We start from the raw sequence: 16,221 nt of genomic DNA on the forward strand, positions 1-16,221 counted from the left end.
AGGCGTGGGGGAGAGCTCGGGCCGGGACGAGGCGCGTCCGACCGGCCTTGGGCTGGAGGACCTGACCTGGGAGCCCGTCGCCGCCCCGCGGGTCCGCGCCCGCCAGCTGCTGCGCCCCCTGCTGGCAGTCCTGGGGTCGCTCACGCTGGTCCTCGCGCTCGGACTGCTGCCGGCGACGCTCGTGCTGGGCGGCACTGCGCAGCGGGCCGTCGAGGGGTGGGAGGAGATCGACGCCGAGCTGCCGCCGGTGGTCGCCAAGCAGCGCACAGTGCTGCTGGACCGGAACGGGCGCAAGTGGGGCCAGCTGTTCACCGAGAACCGCGTGGCCACCAGCCTCGACGAGATCAGCCCGCACGTGGTCGACGCGCTGCTCGCGACCGAGGACCGGCGCTTCTACGACCACGGCGCCCTCGATCTGCGGGCCCTGGCCCGGGCCGTGGTCAACAACGTGGCGGGCGCCGACCTCCAGGGTGCCTCGACGCTCTCCCAGCAGCTGGTGGAGAACCTGCGGGTGCTCTCGGCCACCACCGACGAGCAGCGCGGCGAGGCGAAGGCGGCCTCGCTGGGCGGCAAGCTCGCCGAGCTCAAGCTCGCCACGGAGCTCGAGCGGACCTACACCAAGGACCAGATCCTCGAGGCGTACCTGAACGCGGTGTACCTCGGCAACGGCGCGTACGGCGTCGAAGCGGCCGCGCGGCGGTACTTCTCGACCTCGGCCCGCGAGCTCAGCGCGGACCAGGCCGCGACGCTCGTGGCGATGCTGAAGTCGCCGGCGGCGTACGACCCGGTGGACCGGCCCGCCGCCTCGCGCCAGCGCCGTGACGTGGTGATGGCCCGGATGGTCGCGGAGGGCTTCCTGGACCGCGACACCTACCAGCGGCTCCGGGCCCGCCCGACCCGGCTCACCGAGTCGCGGCCCCGGTCGGGGTGCGCGGCCTCGCAGTTCCCCTACTACTGCGCGCTGCTGATCGAGCACGTGCTGTCCTCCCCGGAGTTCGGCCGGACCCGCGAGCAGCGCCAGGACCTGCTCAGCGGCGGGGGCCTGGTGATCCGCACCGCGCTGGACCCGGCGGCGACCCGGGCAGCCGAGCAGGCGGCCGACGCCGGCTTCGGCCGGGAGAACCGGGTGGCTGCGGCGGTGGCGGTGATGCAGCCCGGCAGCGGGCAGGTCGTGGCCGTCGCGCAGAACCGCACGTTCGGCGCCCCCGACGACGCCGAGGACCGCTCGCACACGGAGGTGGTCTACGCGGGGCGGCGGTTCCAGACCGGGTCCACCTTCAAGCCGCTCACGCTCGCGGCGGCGCTGGAGCAGGGCCTGGGCGTGCGCACTGCCTACGACACCCCGAACGGGCTCTACCTCGACGCCCTCGACGAGCCGGACGGCGGGTTCAAGAACGACGATCGCAGCGGCCACGGCGTGCTGGACGCCTACGGCGCGACGCGGAACTCCACGAACACCTACTTCGTGCAGCTGCTGGCCGACGTCGGCGTGAAGCAGACCGCCTCGGTCGCTCGCCGCCTCGGGCTCACCGGCATCCCGGACGACCTCAGCGGCCGGGAGGGGGCGCTCACGCTCGGCGCCTACGAGTCCTCGCCGCTGGAGCTCGCCACGGCGTACGCCACGCTGGCCGCGCGCGGCAAGCGCTGCGACCCGGTGCTGGTGCTCTCCGCGAAGGCCGTGACGACCGGGGAGGACCTCCCCGTGCCCGACGGGGACTGCCACCAGGCGATCAGCTCCGCGGTGGCGATCCAGGCCTCGGACGTGCTCCAGGCGCCGTTCGACCCGGGCGGCACCGCCCGGGCCGTCCGCCTCGCCGGCGGCCGGCCGGCGGCGGGCAAGACCGGGACCACCGACGACAACGCAGCCGTCTGGTTCGCCGGCTACACCCCGCAGTACGCCGCGGCCGTGTGGGTGGGCGACCCCCGGGGCGGGCAGGCCCACCCGCTCACCGGGGTCTGGGCGCACGGGTACACGCACTCGGTGCTGTACGGCGGCTCCGGGGCCGGCCCGGTGTGGCGGCAGACGATGGAGGCGGTGCACGAGGGGCTCGAGCCACGGTGGTACCCGAGCGTCGCCGGAGCCGCGGCGACGCTGGTCAACCGGACAGTGCCCTCGGTGCAGGGGCTCGCGACCGCCCAGGCGGCGACGCTGCTCGCCGACGCCGGGTTCGAGCTGCGGGTGCGGCGCCGCACCGCGGCCGCGGACCACCTGCCCGCCGACGTGGTCGCCGACCAGGAGCCGGCCGCCGGCGCGACCGCGGGCCGCGAGCAGGTCGTGACGCTCACCCTCACCGACGGCTCCCGCACCGACCTGGACCTGAGCGGGCTGGACCGGAACGAGCGGTCGCCGTGAGCCCGCCCCGTCGCTGGCGCGCCTGGGTGGGCAACCCGCTGGTCGGCCTGCCGGCCGCGGCCGCCGCGGTCGCGCTGCTGAGCGTGGTCGGCCTGGTCCTGCTCGGCCTTCCGGTGCTCGGCCTCGGCGGCGGCGACGACGGGGAGCGTGGCGGCCCCGACGCGACGCCCGCGGGACCCGACGGGCTCTCCGTCGCCGCGGCCCGCACCCCGGCGCACCGCGTCCTCGCCCGCACCTTCGCCGCGCTGCCCGGCGACTGGGAGCCCCAGGGCGAGCTGCTCGCCGCCGCGTCGGTGCCGCACCCGCTGGCGTGCGTGGACGTGGTGCCGACGGTCGCGCTGTCGCGCACCCATCAGCTCGGCGGCGACGACGTCCAGGTCACGGTGGCCGCGTACGCCGCCGGCGTCGGCGCGGACGCGCTCGCCCGGATGGTCGAGGAGGTGGCGGCATGCGCCCCCAGCGCCGTCGGCGTCACCCCCGTGGGCGAGCTCGACCTCGGCGCCGAGGGGGTCCGGCTCGCCGTGTCCGGCACCGACACCGACTACCGGGTGCTGGTCTGGCGCCGCGGCGACGTGCTGGGCTTCGTCTCGGGCACGGTGGAGCAGTCCCTCGACGCCGCCGCGGCCGCCGCGGACGACGCGCTCGCCCCCGAGCTGGCCGCGCACTGCGTCACCGAGGGCTCCACCCGTGAGGACGCGCTGCGCAACGCGGCGTACGCCGGCGGACGGTTCACCGGTCGCGTCGAGCGGCGGCTGCTGCGCGGTGACCGGGTGCCGGTGCCGGAGGTCCCGCCCGCGTACGCCACCGCCGGGGTCGTGGCGACCCCGCTGCCCGCCCCGCCCGCCGAGGCGGTCGAGGTGGACCTGCCGGCCGTGCCGGCGCATCCGCACTGGCCGGACCTGCCCGCGCCCGTGGCCGAGCCGGTCCGCCCGGAGCCGGTGGTGCCGCAGCGCACCGAGATGCGGGCCCCGCAGCGGGTGCCCGACGCGGACGGGCCCGGCTGCGGGTGGGCGTTCACCGCGACCGCGGAGCCCGACTACGACACGGCGTCGGTGGAGCGCGAGAACACCGCCGCGATCCGCCGGACCCGTGAGGCGCTGACCGCCGACGGCGAGCGCTGGCGCGTCGACGTGCTGGCCTACTGGATCGCCCACCGGACCTACCTGGACCAGGTCGCCGCCTGGAACGCCTACGCCGCAGAGGTCGAGGCGGTCGCCGCCGCCTGGGCGGTGACCGAGCAGGCCTGGGCGGCCTACGAGGCCGCCCATGCGCAGTGGGAGGTCACCGAGAAGGACCGCACCGACCTGCTCGAGGACCAGGACCAAGCCCGCGAGCAGTACGCGGACCAGGGGGCCCAGTGCCTGGTCTGGTACGAAGCCGACCCGAACAGCGTCGACTACCTCCTCAACTGCCCGCCCGAGGTGCCGCAGGTGCTCTCGATCCCGGTCCCGGTCCCGCTGCCCGAGCCGCAGCCGCCGGCCGATCCTCGTCCGGCCGGACAGTAGCCGGCACGAAGTTCGTCCACCGAGGTTTCAAGACCGCTCTTACGGGACAGGTACTGGGTCCGGGCGCACGGCGCCCGGCTGGGTGACCTCGGGGTCTGCTCCAGTCCTCCCGCTCCAGTCAGAAAAGGAACCTCCGTGCGGATCTCCCGACCGCTTGCCGGCCTCATCTCGGCGGCCCTCCTCGGTCTCGTCCCTCTCGCCACCTCGGCCAGCCCGGCCGCCGCCGCTGAGGGCACGTCCACGTCCTTCTCGGCCACCAAGAAGTCCTTCACCTACGGCGACCCGCTCGGCCTGTACCTCGGCGGCTCCGTCAACACCGCCACCGGCACGGCGTACGAGGGTGCGGCGTACCTCCAGATGCTGCCCAAGGGCAGCTCGACCTGGACCAACGTCGCCGTCGACACCGCTCCGGGCTACCTCTACTTCAACGTGAAGGCGACCCGCAACGCCCTGTACCGCGTCGCCTACGTCGGCAGCGCCCGGTTCTCCCCGTCGACCTCCGCTGCGGTGAACATCAAGGTCAAGCGCAAGCTGGCGATCAAGAACCCGCGCGGCACGCTCATCAAGGGCACTGTCAAGCCGAAGTACAAGCGCGGCAAGGTCGTGATCCAGCGCAAGGTCGGCAAGAAGTGGAAGAAGTACAAGACCATGCGCGCCAACAAGAAGGGCAAGTTCTCGACCACGCACAAGGTCTTCGGCTCGCGCACCAACTACCGGCTGATCCTGCCCGCGAACAAGGCGTTCTCGAAGACGGTGCACCGGTACTACACGTACAAGTACTGAGCCAAGTACTGGGCCGAGTACAGCATCAAGTACTGAGCCCTCGCACCAGCAAGACCCGGTGACGAAACCGGCCGGTCCCGCACTGCGGGACCGGCCGTTCGTCGTCTCCGGGTCGGCTCAGGAGCCGGGGTCGTGCGGGCCGAGCTCGGGGGTCTCGGGCTGCGGCTCGGGCTCCGGGGGCGTCTCGTGGTCGATGGCCGCGGCATCCTCGGCGAGCACGATCGGCTCCGGCACCCCGGCGGTGATCCGGGTCCCGTCGGCGCGCCGGCCGCCGGTCTGCGGGCGGTCGCCGAGCAGGCCGTCGATGCGCGGCCCCTGGCCCTCCAGCGGGACCCGGACCGGGCTGTCGAGGGTGACCGAGTAGCGCTCGCCGCGCACCCGGACCCGCACCTCCGGCTCGTTCGCCTCGGTGACCGTGAACGTGATCGACTCCTGGTCCAGCTCGACCCGCATCCGGGACCCGCGCCAGGCCAGGGAGAAGCGGATGGCGCCCCACCCGTCGGGCAGGCGCGGGTCGAAGCGCAGCCGGCCGTTGCGGTCGCCCAGGCCGGCGAACCCGAAGACCAGGGCGCTCCAGACGCCGCCGGCCGAGGCGATGTGCAGGCCGTCGACGGTGTTGCCGTGCAGGTCCCCGAGGTCGACGTAGAGGGCGTCGTGGAAGTAGTCCATGGCGACCTCGTGGTAGCCGACCTCCGCCGCCACGATCGACTGCACCACCGCGGAGAGCGTGGAGTCACCGGTCGTGATCGGGTCGTAGTACTCGAAGTTGGCCCGTTTCTGGTCCAGCGAGAACCGGTCGCCCTGCAGGAACATCGCCAGCACCACGTCGGCCTGCTTGAGCACCTGGAACCGGTAGATCACCAGCGGGTGGTAGTGCAGCATCAGCGGACGCAGCTCCTGGGGGGTCCGGGAGAGGTCCCAGACCTCCCGGTCCAGGAAGAAGTCGTCCTGGGGGTGGATGCCCAGTCCCGCGTCGAACGGGATCGCCATCCCGGCCGCGCAGCGGCGCCACTGCTCGACCTCCTCGGGGTGCAGGTCGACCCGGCTCACCAGCCGTTCGTACGCCTCCGGGTAGCGCTCCCGGATGCGCTCCACGACGAGGGCCGCCCGCTCGAGGTTGTAGCGGGCCATCACGTTCGTGAACAGGTTGTTGTTGACGACAGTCGTGTACTCGTCGGGCCCGGTGACCCCGTGGATGTGGAAGGACGGCGTGCCGTTGCTGCGCCAGAAGCCCAGCTCGGCCCACATCCGCGCGGTCTCGACCAGCAGGTCGGCCCCGTCGCGCAGCATGAAGCCCAGGTCGTTCGTCGCCCCGACGTACTGGACCAGCGCGTAGGCGATGTCGGCGTTGATGTGCATCTGGGCGCTGCCCGCCGCGTAGTACGCCGAGGCCTCCTCGCCGTTGATCGTGCGCCACGGGAAGAGCGCCCCGGTCTGGGCCATCTCGCGGGCCCGGGTGCGGGCCGCCGGCAGCATCCGGGTCCGGAAGTGCATCAGGTTGCGGGCCACGTTGGGCTGGGTGTAGGTCAGGAACGGCGCCACGTAGATCTCGGAGTCCCAGAAGTAGTGGCCCTCGTAGCCCGACCCGGTGACCCCCTTGGCCGGCACGCCCTGGCGGTCCGCCCGCGCGCTGGCCTGGGCCAGCGAGAACAGGTTGAAGCGGATCGCCTGCTGGATCCCGGCGCCGGCGTCGACCTCGACGTCGCTGGTGGCCCAGAACCGGTCGTACCACTCCCGCTGCTCGGCACGGTAGTGCTCCGGCGTGTGCCGCCGGGCCCGGTCCAGGGTCCGGTCGCAGCGGTCGGCGAGCTCGCGGACCGGGACCCCGCGCGAGGTGTGGTAGGCCACCATCTTGTCCAGCCGCACCGTCCGGCCCTGCCCGGCCTCGACGCGGAGGATCAGCTTGGCCTGGTCCTCGTCGCCGCGCACGACCGTCTCGACCTCGTCGGCGGTGTCGATGCGGTGGTCGGCGGCGACGGCGATCGTCATCTGCGACCGGGCGCACTGGTAGCCCAGCAGCATCCGGTCGTCGCGGACGTAGGAGAGCCGGGGGAGCAGCACCCGTTCGTCGAACATCGCCGCCTTGCGCGGGTCGGTTCCCTCGCCCATCGCGGCGTGCGGCACGTGGTACTCGTCCTCGCCGTCCTGCCGGTTCAGCAGCTGCGAGGAGATGACGATCGGCACGTCGGCGTCCAACGGGGTCACCTCGAGGCTGAGCACCGCGAGGTGACGCTGGGCCATCGAGACCATCCGGCTGGACTCGACCAGCACCCGGTTGCCCGACGGCGTGCGCCACACCAGGCGGCGGCGCAGCACGCCGTCGCGGAAGTCCAGGCTGCGCTCGTAGTCCTCGAGGTCGGCGGAGCCGAGGATCAGCGGCTCGTCGTCGACGTAGAGCTTCATCAGCTTGGAGTCCGGGGCGTTGACGATGGTCTGGCCGGTGCGGGCGAACCCGAAGGCCGCCTCGGCGTGCCGGATCGGCCAGGTCTCGTGGAAGCCGTTGATGAAGGTGCCGTGCGCGTAGGCGTTGCGGCCCTCCTCGGGATTGCCGCGGAAGCCGAGGTAGCCGTTGCCGACGCTGAAGAGCGTCTCGGTCGTGCCGAGGTCCTCGGGGTCGTAGGAGGTCTCGACGAGCCGCCACGGGTCGATGGGGAAGCGGCCGCTGTTCAGCGGGCGGCGCAGGTGGGTGCGGCGGTTCACGACGACCTCCCGGGCACCAGCTCGGCCAGGTCGGCGACGACGACGCCGGCACCGGCCTCGCGCAGCACCTCGACACCGGCGCCCCGGTCCACGCCGATCACCAGGCCGAAGCCGCCAGCGGCGCCGGCCCGGACCCCGGAGACCGCGTCCTCGAGGACCACGCTCTTGGGGGCGCTCGCACCGAGAGCCTGCGCGGCGTGGGTGAAGGTGTCCGGCGCCGGCTTGCCCGGCAGTCCGAGCTCCCCGGCCACCCGGCCGTCGACGACCGTCGCGAACCGGTCGGCGAGCCCCGCGGCGCGCAGCACCGCCGGGGCGTTGGCCGAGGACGAGACGACGGCCAGCGGCATCCCCAGGCTCCGCAGGTGGTCCAGGAGCAGCACCGAGCCCGGGAACGCCGTGACGCCGTCCCGCTCGAGGACGGCGTTGAAGGCCTCGTTCTTGCGGTTGCCCAGGCCCCGGACGGTGGTCTCCTCGGCCGGGTCGTCGCTGCTTCCCTCGGGCAGCACGATGCCGCGGGAGGCGAGGAAGTCGCGGACCCCGTCGTAGCGCGGCTTGCCGTCCACGTGGGCGAAGTAGTCGGCGTCGGTGTACGGCGTCAGGTCGGCCGTCGGCGCCAGCACCGGCGCGTCGTGGGTCAGGAACGCGTTGAACATCTCCGCCCACGCCCGCATGTGGACCTCCGCGGTCGGCGTCACGACGCCGTCGAGGTCGAAGAGGGCGGCACGGTAGGCGGTCCAGTCCACCAGGTCAGCTCCGGTCTGCATTCCACGAGGCTAGGGGTCGGACAGGCTTTATGGTGGATCCCGTGCCGGGCCGTCGCCGAGCCGTCGTCGCCGGGGCGCTGCTCGGCGTGAGCATCGCCACGGGACTCACGGCTGCCGGCTGCGCCGACGAGGGCGCTGGCACCGGCCCGGACCAGACAGCTCTCCCCGACGGGCTCACCGCCTTCGTCGACCAGTCCCGGGTGCAGCGCCAGGGCCGGACGGTCTTCGTCCGGCTGATCAACGACACCGGGCAGCGGGTCACGGTGACGCAGGCGGTCGTGGGCTCGCCGCGGTTCCCCGAGCGCACCTGGACGGGGGAGAAGTCCTTCGTGAACGAGGCCGACCTGGAGTTCGAGCTGCCGCCCGGGCGCTGCGGCCGGGGTTCGGACGCGACGGTGCGGCTGACGTACCGCCTCGACGACGGGCCCGAGCGGGTCTCCACCACCACCGCGCGCGACCGGTACGGCGCGATCGGCCTGTTCCTGGCCCGCGACTGCGCCGAGGCCACCCTGGCCGAGGCGGCCGACGTCGAGGTCGGCGAGCCGTCGGTGACCGGACGGGGGCGGGGCGCGGTCTTCGAGCTGCCGGTCCGCTTCGTGCCTACCGGCGAGCGCGCGGACGTGGCGTTCGCCGGGTTCGAGGACACCGTGCTGTTCCGCAACGCCCCCCGGTCACCGACGGCCGGCGGAGAGCCGGTGCCGGTGACGGGGGAGCCGGTGCGGGTGGTGCTTCGGCTGGTGCCGGCCCGGTGCGACCCGCACGCGCTGGCCGAGGACAAGGTCGGCACGCTGGTCGGGGTCCGGGTCGACGCCCCCGAGCTGCCGCCGGGCTCGTCGTACTACCTGCCCCTCGGGGAGCCGGACCGGTCCGCGCTGCGCGGGTTCTTCGCCGTGCACTGCGGCCTGTGAGGAGCCGGCCGGGTCAGTGGCCCTGCGGAGGCCGGCCGCCCCCGCCGCGGCGGGACCGGACCTGCGACTGCACCCGGTCCACCGCGCTCTTGATGCGCTGCTGGTTCTGCGGCTTGCGCGACTCGTCATAGACCTTCTTGACGATCCCGAGCGTGGCTGCCTTCTTGAAGATTCCCATGCCCGCGCCGGTACCCAGCCGGCGGCCGGACGCACCCCCGACGTTTCGGGCGGGCCGCCCGGGGGGCAGGGTGGCCGTGACGCGAGCGTGCGCACAGACCGGTGGGCAGGCGGACGCGTCGCTACGAGAGGGAACACACGTGAAGAGAATCGGGACGTTGGCCGCGACTGCTGTACTCGGCGCCACCTTGCTGACCGGTTGCGGCGGCGGCACCGACGCCTACTGCGACAGCCTCGACGACGCCCAGGGCAAGTTCTCGGCGCTCAACGACGCCGACGCCTCGGCGCTCGAGGACTTCAAGAACGCCGCCGAGGACCTCGAGGGCGACGCGCCGGACGAGGTCAAGGACGACTGGGGCGTGATCAACTCCGCCTACGACGACCTCGAGAAGAGCCTGGACGAGGCCGGCCTGACCTTCACCGACCTGGAGAAGATCAGCGAGGGCGAGATGCCCGAGGACCTCGACGAGGAGGCGCTGACCAAGCTCGGCGAGAGCATGAACGACTTCGGTGGCGACGACCTGGAGAAGGCCGGCGAGGACATCTCCAAGCACGCCAAGGACGAGTGCGACATCGACCTCGACGCGAGCTGAGCAACCCTCGATCCCCGTCCCGGACTCGACCGGGACGGGGATCGTGCCGTCCGGCTACACTGGCTGGGCCCGTCGGCCCCCACCTGAACAGGATCCTTCCGAGCACCCATGGACGGCTCTCAAAGTAGCCCGCTCTCCCCGCCGGGAGAGCCCGCATGATCACGTCACTCCTCCTGCTCGCCCTCGCGCTCCTGCTGGTCCTCGCCTGCGGTGTCTTCGTGGCCGCCGAGTTCGCGTTGGTGACCGTCGACCGCAACAAGGTGGAGCAGGCCGCGGAGGCCGGCGACCCCGGCGCCCAGGGCGTCCGGGTGGCGCTGCGCCAGCTCTCGACCCAGCTCTCCGGCGCCCAGATCGGGATCACGGTGACGAACCTCGGCATCGGGTTCCTGGCCGAGCCCGCGATCGCGGGCCTGATCCGAGACCCGCTGAGCGCGCTCGGCACTCCCGACTCTGCCGTCAGTCCGATCGCGGTGGCCCTGGGCCTGGTGATCAGCACGGTGCTGACGATGCTCTTCGGTGAGCTGGTGCCCAAGAACCTCGCGATCGCGCTGCCGCTGCGGACGGCCCGAGCGACCCAGCGCACCATGCGGCTGTTCACCGCCGTGAACAAGATCCCGATCCGGATCCTCAACGGCGCCGCCAACGCGCTGGTGCGCCGCCTCGGCATCGAGCCGCAGGAGGAGCTCCGCTCGGCCCGCAGCTCCCAGGAGCTGACCTCGCTGATCCAGCGCTCGGCCGACGAGGGCACGCTGGACATGGAGACCGCGGAGCTGATGGAGCGCTCGGTGGAGTTCGGCACCCGCACCGCGGGGGAGATCATGACCCCGCGGGTGCGCACCCGCAGCCTCGAGGCGACCGAGCGCGCCAGCGCCGTCATCGACCTGGCCCGCCAGACCGGCCACTCCCGCTTCCCGGTCCTCGACGCCGACAACGTCGTCGTCGGCACCGTGCACGTCAAGGCCGCCGTCGCGCTGCCGCTGCACGAGCGCGCCACCACCCGGGTCAAGCACCTGATGGTCAAGCCGACAGTCGTGCCGGACTCGCTGCGCCTGGACCCGCTGCTCTCGCTGCTGCGCGCCGACGGGTTCCAGATGGCAGTCGTCCTCGACGAGTACGGCGGGCACGCGGGGATCGTGACGCTCGAGGACGTCATCGAGGAGATCGTCGGGGACATCTCCGACGAGCACGACCGGACCGGCTCCCGGGCCCGGCACCGCCGTGACGGCACCTGGGTGCTGTCCGGGCTGCTGCGTCCCGACGAGGTCGAGGACCTCACCGGCGTCGAGCTGCCCGACCACGAGGACTACGACACCGTCGCCGGGCTGGTGCTCAAGGTGCTCGGCCGGGTCCCGGTGCGCGGCGACGTCGCCGAGGTGGCCGTTCCCGACCACGGCGACACCGACCAGGCCCGCCAGCACCTGGTCGCGCTGACCGTCGAGCACATGGACGGCCTGCGCATCGACCGGCTCTCCCTGCGGGTCCTGCAGCCGGACGCCGACCAGCCGGACGACCAGCCCCCGGCAGACGAGAGGACCCGTCGCATCGACGCCCGCCCGAGCGGCCCCGCCGGCGAAGCCGGCCGCGCTGCCCCCGACCGCACCCGGGCCGGATCCGAGCGGGCCCACGCCTCGAGCCGGCCGGAGGCGCGGTCATGATCGACTACGGCTCCCTGCTCCTGCTGGTCGTGCTGCTCGCCTTCAACGCGTTCTTCGTCGGCGCCGAGTTCGCACTGGTCTCGGCGCGCCGCAGCCAGATCGAGCCCCGCGCGCAGGCCGGCTCCCGGATCGCGCGCACCACGCTGCGGGCGATGGAGAACGTCTCGCTGATGATGGCCGGCGCCCAGCTCGGCATCACGATCTGCTCGGTCGGCCTGGGTGCGGTCGGCGAGCCGGCCGTCGCGCACCTCCTGGAGCCCGGCATCGAGGCCCTCGGGGTGCCGCACGCCCTGCTGCACCCGATCGCCTTCCTGGTCGCGCTGATCATCGTGGTCTCCCTGCACGTGGTGCTGGGCGAGATGGTGCCCAAGAACATCGCGATCGCTGGACCGGACCGGGCCGCCCTCGTCCTCGGCCCGCCGATGCTTGGGGTGGTCACGGTGCTCAAGCCCGTGATCGTGGCGCTGAACGCCGTCGCCAACGGCACCCTGCGCCTGCTCAAGGTCGAGCCTCGCGACGAGGTGAGCTCCAGCTTCACCCGCGAGGAGGTCGCCGCCCTCGTGGAGGAGTCGCGCGGCGAGGGGCTGCTGGAGGCCGACGAGTACGACCGGCTGGCCGGGGCCCTGGGCTTCACCGAGAAGACCGTCGCCGCGGTGCTGATGCCGATCGAGGGCCTCACGACCGTACGCCGCGGCGCGTCGGGTGCCGACGTGGAGGCGGTCTGCGCCGCCACCGGGTTCAGCCGGTTCCCCGTCGAGTCCGACGGCGACCTGGTGGGCTACCTGCACATCAAGGACGTGCTGGAGCCCGACGAGGAGCGCCGCGAGCAGCCGGTGGAGGACAAGTGGATCCGGCCGTTCGCGCCGGTCACGCCCGACGACCTGCTGCACGACGCGCTCGAGCAGCTCCAGCGCCGCGGGGCGCACATGGCCCGGGTGGTCGACCCGCAGGGGCGGACCCTGGGTGTCGCGACCCTGGAGGACGTCATCGAGGAGCTGATCGGCGAGATCCGTGACGCCGCGCACCTCGAGGAGCAGGTCTGAGCCGTGGCGATGCCGGCTGAGCCGGAGCGCCCGATAGGCTGGACCCGGCACCCCCGGACACAGAAGCGCAGGTACTACGTGGCGGACGACGCGACGCGCGGCAGCCGCGTGTGGACGCTGCCCAACCTGCTCAGCGCGATCCGGCTGGCCGGCGTACCGGTGTTCCTGTGGCTGGTGCTGGGTCCCGAGGAGGACGCCTGGGCGCTGGTGCTGCTCATGGTCTCCGGCGTCACCGACTTCGCCGACGGGTGGCTCGCCCGCCGGTTGGGCCAGACCTCGACCCTGGGCCAGATCCTGGACCCGGTCGCCGACCGGCTCTACATCCTCGCGGTCGTCTTCGGCCTCGCGATGCGCGACATCATCCCGTGGTGGCTGGCGGTGCTGCTGCCGCTGCGCGACGTGGTCCTCGCGGGGCTGGTGCCGTTCCTGCGCACCCGCGGCTACAGCGCCCTGCCGGTCCACTTCCTGGGCAAGGCCGCGACCTTCAACCTGCTCTACGCCTTCCCGCTGCTGCTCCTCGGCGATGGCGACGGGGTCGTCGCCTCGCTGGCCGAGGTGTTCGGCTGGGCCTTCGCGATCTGGGGGATCGGGCTCTACTGGTGGGCGGGTCTGCTCTACGCCTGGCAGGTCCGGACGCTGCTGCGGACCACCGCCAGGTCCACGGCGGTGCAGGATGCCTGAGCACGCCCGCCGCGGCGCGCCAGCGGCCGCACCGTTGCCGCCCCGGGTGACGACGCCGCTGCTGAACCTCATCACTCAGCAGTCCATGGACGAGGACTACCTGCTCGCGGCCGAGCGGCGGGTGCTGGCAGGCGGCCCGGCGCAGAGCCGGCGCCCCTCGCGTGCCGGGGCGCTCGTGCTGGTCCTGTTCGGGGCTCTGGTCGCGACCGCCGGGGTGCAGACCGCCCGCAACGCCGACGTCGACGACGCCAGCCGGAACACGCTGGTGGCGCGGATCGAGGACCGACGCACGGAGCTGGCCGCCCGCCAGGAGCGGATCGCCGCCCTGCAGCGGGAGACGGCCTCGCTGGAGGAGTCGGTGCTCACCACGAGCGGAGCGCAGCAGCGGGCGACGTCCGAGCTGCGCCGGCTGCAGTCGCGCACCGGGTTCGGCGCGGTCGCCGGCCCCGGGATCCGGGTCACCGCCGACGACCCGAAGGAGGGCCTGGACCGCATCTACAAGGAGGACCTGTTCCTCCTCGTCAACGGGCTGTGGCAGGCCGGCGCCGAGGCGATCACGCTGAACGGACGCCGGCTGACAGTGCAGACCTCGATCAACAACTCCGGGAGCCAGATCAACGTGGAGACCGACTCGGTGCGCGCGCCGTACACGCTGCTCGCCATCGGCAACCCCGGCCGGCTGCAGGCCAACTTCGTCGAGACCGCGTCGTTCGCGCGGTTCTCCGGCCTGCGCTCCCAGTATGGTTTCAGGCTCAGCATGGAAGACGAGGAATCCCTCGAGCTGCCGGCGGCCAGACTGGAGCGGCTCGTGTCGGTCGAGGACGTCCCCGGCCGCCGTGACCGGGCCAACGAGCAGACCTTGGAGGAGACCGCCCCGTGATCGCCGCACTTGGGTTGCTCGCCGGCATCGTGTTGGGCCTGATCTTCGAGCCGGACATCCCGCTGGCCCTGGAGCCCTACCTCCCGATCGCCGTCGTGGCCGCGCTCGACGCCGTCTTCGGCGGCCTGCGCGCCTACCTCGACGGCATCTTCGACGACAAGGTGTTCGTCGTCTCGTTCCTGAGCAACGTCGTGATCGCCGCGGCGATCGTGTGGCTGGGCGACAAGCTCGGGGTCGGTGGCCAGCTGTCCACGGGCGTGATCGTGGTGCTCGGCATCCGGATCTTCTCCAACGTGGCCGCGATCCGGCGGCACCTGTTCCATGCCTGAGCCCGACGAGCCCACCCGTGCCCCGACCGGACGCCAGCGCCTGCGCCGGGCGCTGGTGCGGCCCTCGCGCGGACAGGTCGTGGTCGCGATCCTGCTGGCGCTGCTGGCGTTCGCCGCGGTCGTGGAGGTCCGGCACAACGAGGTCGACGACTCGTTCGCCGGCTACCGCGAGCAGGACCTCATCGACGTCCTGACCGGGCTGGCGGGCACCACGCAGCGCGCCGAGGACGAGATCGCCCGGCTGGAGGAGACCCGCCAGGAGCTGCTGACCGACAGCGGTCGGCGGCGCACGGCGCTCGAGGAGGCCCAGCAGGAGGCGGAGACGCTCTCGATCCTGGCCGGCCTGGTGCCGGTCACCGGCCCGGGGCTGCGGATCACGATCACCGAGCCCGAGGGCCCGGTCAGCGCCGCGAACCTCGTCGACATGGTCCAGGAGCTGCGCACGGCCGGCGCCGAGGCCATCCAGGTCAACGGTCAGGTGCGGCTGATCGCGCAGAGCGCCTTCGAGGACGCCCCCGGCGGGATCGTCGTCGACGGCGAGCTGCTCTCCCCGCCGTACGTCGTCGACGTGATCGGGGAGCCGCACACGCTGACCAACGCGCTGACCTTCCTGCTCGGGCCGCGCTCGAACATCGAGCGTGAGGGTGGCCGGATGCGGATCGACGAACGCTCCTCGATCGACATCGAGGCGGTGCGTGAGCCCGAGGAGCCGGAGTACGCCCAGCCCGTTCCCGAGCAGTAGCCTGCCCGCAGCATCCGCGTGCACCCGACCCGAGGAGAACCCTTGTACCCCGACGACCTCCAGTACACCGGCGAGCACGAGTGGGTCCGGACCCCGGGCGAGCACGAGGGCGCCGTGCGCATCGGCATCACCGACTACGCCCAGGACGCGCTGGGCGACATCGTCTACGTCTCGCTGCCCCAGCTGGGCGAGATCGTCGACGCCGGCACGACCTGCGGCGAGCTCGAGTCGACGAAGTCGGTCAGCGACATCTACGCGCCGGTCTCCGGCGAGGTGGTCGCCCGCAACGACACCCTGGACGCCACCCCCGAGCTGGTGAACAACGACCCCTACGGCGGCGGGTGGCTCTTCGAGGTCGTGCCCGCGGACCGCGACCAGCTCGGCGACCTGATGGACGCCCCGGCGTACATCGCATCGCTCGAGTCCTGAGCCTGTCCGAGCGCCACCGGCCGGCTTGCGCGGGCCGGGGCGGCTGATAGGTTCGGACAACCGTCAACCTCAGCCCTGACTTGAGGGTTTGGGGTACGCCGACTCCGGAGGATCACCGATGCCGTTCTGCACAGCATGTGGCAGGCAGAACCCCGACGACGCCCGCTTCTGTGCCCAGTGCGGAACGCGCCTGGCGTCGGACGCCGCGACCGTCCCGGCCGCGCCTGCCCCCGAGCCCGTGGGGGAGTCCACGGCGACCATCCAGATCGGGATGGGGGAGAAGAGCGAGAACTCCGAGCGCCAGCTGAACCCGGCCGACGCCGCCGCGGTCGACGCGCTGCCCACCGGGCACGCCCTGCTCGTGGTCCAGCGTGGCCCCGGCTCCGGCAGCCGGTTCCTGCTCGACGCCGACGTGGTGACCGCCGGCCGGCACCCCGAGAGCGAGATCTTCCTCGACGACGTCACGGTCTCGCGCCGGCACGCGGAGTTCAACCGCGGCGGCGACACCTTCACCGTCAGCGACGTCGGCAGCCTGAACGGCACCTACGTCAACCGCGACCGGATCGACCGGGTCCAGCTCAGTGACGGTGACGAGGTGCAGATCGGCAAGTACCGCCTGGTCTTCTTCTCCGGTCACGAGGGCGTCTGACGCGATGGCCGCGACTGCCCCCGGGGGCGC

16 protein-coding genes and 1 pseudogene are annotated in these 16,221 nt (G+C 72.8%); 14 read left to right on the forward strand and 3 right to left on the reverse strand.

Annotated elements, in window-relative coordinates:
• Window positions 1-4 precede the first annotated feature (4 nt).
• The 3 genes from EBO35_RS20190 (at window position 5) to EBO35_RS09420 (ending at window position 4,641) form a co-directional block, all read left to right on the forward strand.
• Window positions 5-2,353 (forward strand): penicillin-binding protein, encoded by a 2,349-nt coding sequence (locus tag EBO35_RS20190; RefSeq protein WP_164477892.1) that lies wholly within the window; start codon window positions 5-7, stop codon window positions 2,351-2,353.
• The gene (locus EBO35_RS09415; RefSeq protein WP_122817481.1) at window positions 2,350-3,858 is read left to right on the forward strand and encodes a hypothetical protein; all 1,509 of its coding nucleotides are present in this window, start codon (window positions 2,350-2,352) and stop codon (window positions 3,856-3,858) included. The genes EBO35_RS20190 and EBO35_RS09415 overlap by 4 nt, the downstream gene beginning before the upstream one ends.
• A gap of 135 nt (window positions 3,859-3,993) precedes the next feature.
• Window positions 3,994-4,641 (forward strand): hypothetical protein, encoded by a 648-nt coding sequence (locus tag EBO35_RS09420; protein ID WP_122817482.1) that lies wholly within the window; start codon window positions 3,994-3,996, stop codon window positions 4,639-4,641.
• A 117-nt stretch (window positions 4,642-4,758) separates the two neighbouring features.
• On the opposite strand, the gene EBO35_RS09425 is transcribed toward EBO35_RS09420, so the two are convergent.
• Entirely contained in the window at window positions 4,759-7,341 is a 2,583-nt protein-coding gene (locus EBO35_RS09425; RefSeq protein WP_122817483.1) for a glycoside hydrolase family 65 protein, read from the reverse strand.
• On the reverse strand, window positions 7,338-8,105 hold the full coding sequence (locus EBO35_RS09430) for an HAD family hydrolase (protein WP_206422729.1): 768 nt from the start codon (window positions 8,103-8,105) through the stop codon (window positions 7,338-7,340). Before EBO35_RS09430 ends, EBO35_RS09425 begins: the two co-directional genes overlap by 4 nt.
• 41 nt (window positions 8,106-8,146) lie before the next feature.
• Here EBO35_RS09430 and EBO35_RS20195 point away from each other — a divergent pair, with 41 nt between their 5' ends.
• Window positions 8,147-9,013, forward strand: a complete 867-nt coding sequence (locus tag EBO35_RS20195; protein WP_127481146.1) for a hypothetical protein — start codon at window positions 8,147-8,149, stop codon at window positions 9,011-9,013.
• A 13-nt stretch (window positions 9,014-9,026) separates the two neighbouring features.
• On the opposite strand, the gene EBO35_RS19455 is transcribed toward EBO35_RS20195, so the two are convergent.
• The gene (locus EBO35_RS19455; RefSeq protein WP_164477893.1) at window positions 9,027-9,191 is read right to left on the reverse strand and encodes a hypothetical protein; all 165 of its coding nucleotides are present in this window, start codon (window positions 9,189-9,191) and stop codon (window positions 9,027-9,029) included.
• Window positions 9,192-9,348: 157 nt separating this feature from the next.
• On the opposite strand from EBO35_RS19455, the gene EBO35_RS09440 reads away from it, so the two are divergent.
• The 10 genes and pseudogenes from EBO35_RS09440 (at window position 9,349) to EBO35_RS09480 (ending at window position 16,191) form a co-directional block, all read left to right on the forward strand.
• Window positions 9,349-9,783 (forward strand): hypothetical protein, encoded by a 435-nt coding sequence (locus EBO35_RS09440; protein WP_122817485.1) that lies wholly within the window; start codon window positions 9,349-9,351, stop codon window positions 9,781-9,783.
• Between the two features lie 155 nt (window positions 9,784-9,938).
• Window positions 9,939-11,438 carry a hemolysin family protein gene (locus EBO35_RS09445; RefSeq protein WP_122817486.1) on the forward strand — a complete coding sequence of 500 codons (1,500 nt, stop codon included), beginning with the start codon at window positions 9,939-9,941 and terminating at the stop codon, window positions 11,436-11,438.
• On the forward strand, window positions 11,435-12,481 hold the full coding sequence (locus EBO35_RS09450) for a hemolysin family protein (RefSeq protein WP_122817487.1): 1,047 nt from the start codon (window positions 11,435-11,437) through the stop codon (window positions 12,479-12,481). The genes EBO35_RS09445 and EBO35_RS09450 overlap by 4 nt, the downstream gene beginning before the upstream one ends.
• Before the next feature lie 78 nt (window positions 12,482-12,559).
• Window positions 12,560-13,162 carry a CDP-alcohol phosphatidyltransferase family protein gene (locus tag EBO35_RS09455; RefSeq protein WP_241153947.1) on the forward strand — a complete coding sequence of 201 codons (603 nt, stop codon included), beginning with the start codon at window positions 12,560-12,562 and terminating at the stop codon, window positions 13,160-13,162.
• Complete coding sequence (locus EBO35_RS09460; protein WP_122817488.1) at window positions 13,155-14,042, forward strand: DUF881 domain-containing protein; 888 nt, start codon at window positions 13,155-13,157, stop codon at window positions 14,040-14,042. The genes EBO35_RS09455 and EBO35_RS09460 overlap by 8 nt, the downstream gene beginning before the upstream one ends.
• Window positions 14,039-14,371, forward strand: coding sequence for a small basic family protein (locus EBO35_RS09465; protein ID WP_122817489.1), 333 nt, complete (start codon window positions 14,039-14,041; stop codon window positions 14,369-14,371). The genes EBO35_RS09460 and EBO35_RS09465 overlap by 4 nt, the downstream gene beginning before the upstream one ends.
• Window positions 14,364-15,113: a DUF881 domain-containing protein gene (locus EBO35_RS09470; protein WP_122817490.1), complete on the forward strand. Its 750-nt coding sequence runs from the start codon at window positions 14,364-14,366 to the stop codon at window positions 15,111-15,113. The genes EBO35_RS09465 and EBO35_RS09470 overlap by 8 nt, the downstream gene beginning before the upstream one ends.
• 42 nt (window positions 15,114-15,155) lie before the next feature.
• The gene (gcvH, locus tag EBO35_RS09475; protein WP_122817491.1) at window positions 15,156-15,542 is read left to right on the forward strand and encodes a glycine cleavage system protein GcvH; all 387 of its coding nucleotides are present in this window, start codon (window positions 15,156-15,158) and stop codon (window positions 15,540-15,542) included.
• A gap of 118 nt (window positions 15,543-15,660) precedes the next feature.
• Window positions 15,661-15,732: pseudogene (locus tag EBO35_RS20425) on the forward strand (zinc-ribbon domain-containing protein); the annotation flags it as partial.
• Window positions 15,733-15,780: 48 nt separating this feature from the next.
• Window positions 15,781-16,191 (forward strand): FHA domain-containing protein, encoded by a 411-nt coding sequence (locus EBO35_RS09480; RefSeq protein ID WP_455429451.1) that lies wholly within the window; start codon window positions 15,781-15,783, stop codon window positions 16,189-16,191.
• The last annotated feature ends 30 nt before the right edge of the window (window positions 16,192-16,221 follow it).

Origin of the sequence: Nocardioides pantholopis (assembly GCF_003710085.1) — a bacterium.
Classification (GTDB): Bacteria; Actinomycetota; Actinomycetes; order Propionibacteriales; family Nocardioidaceae; genus Nocardioides; species Nocardioides pantholopis.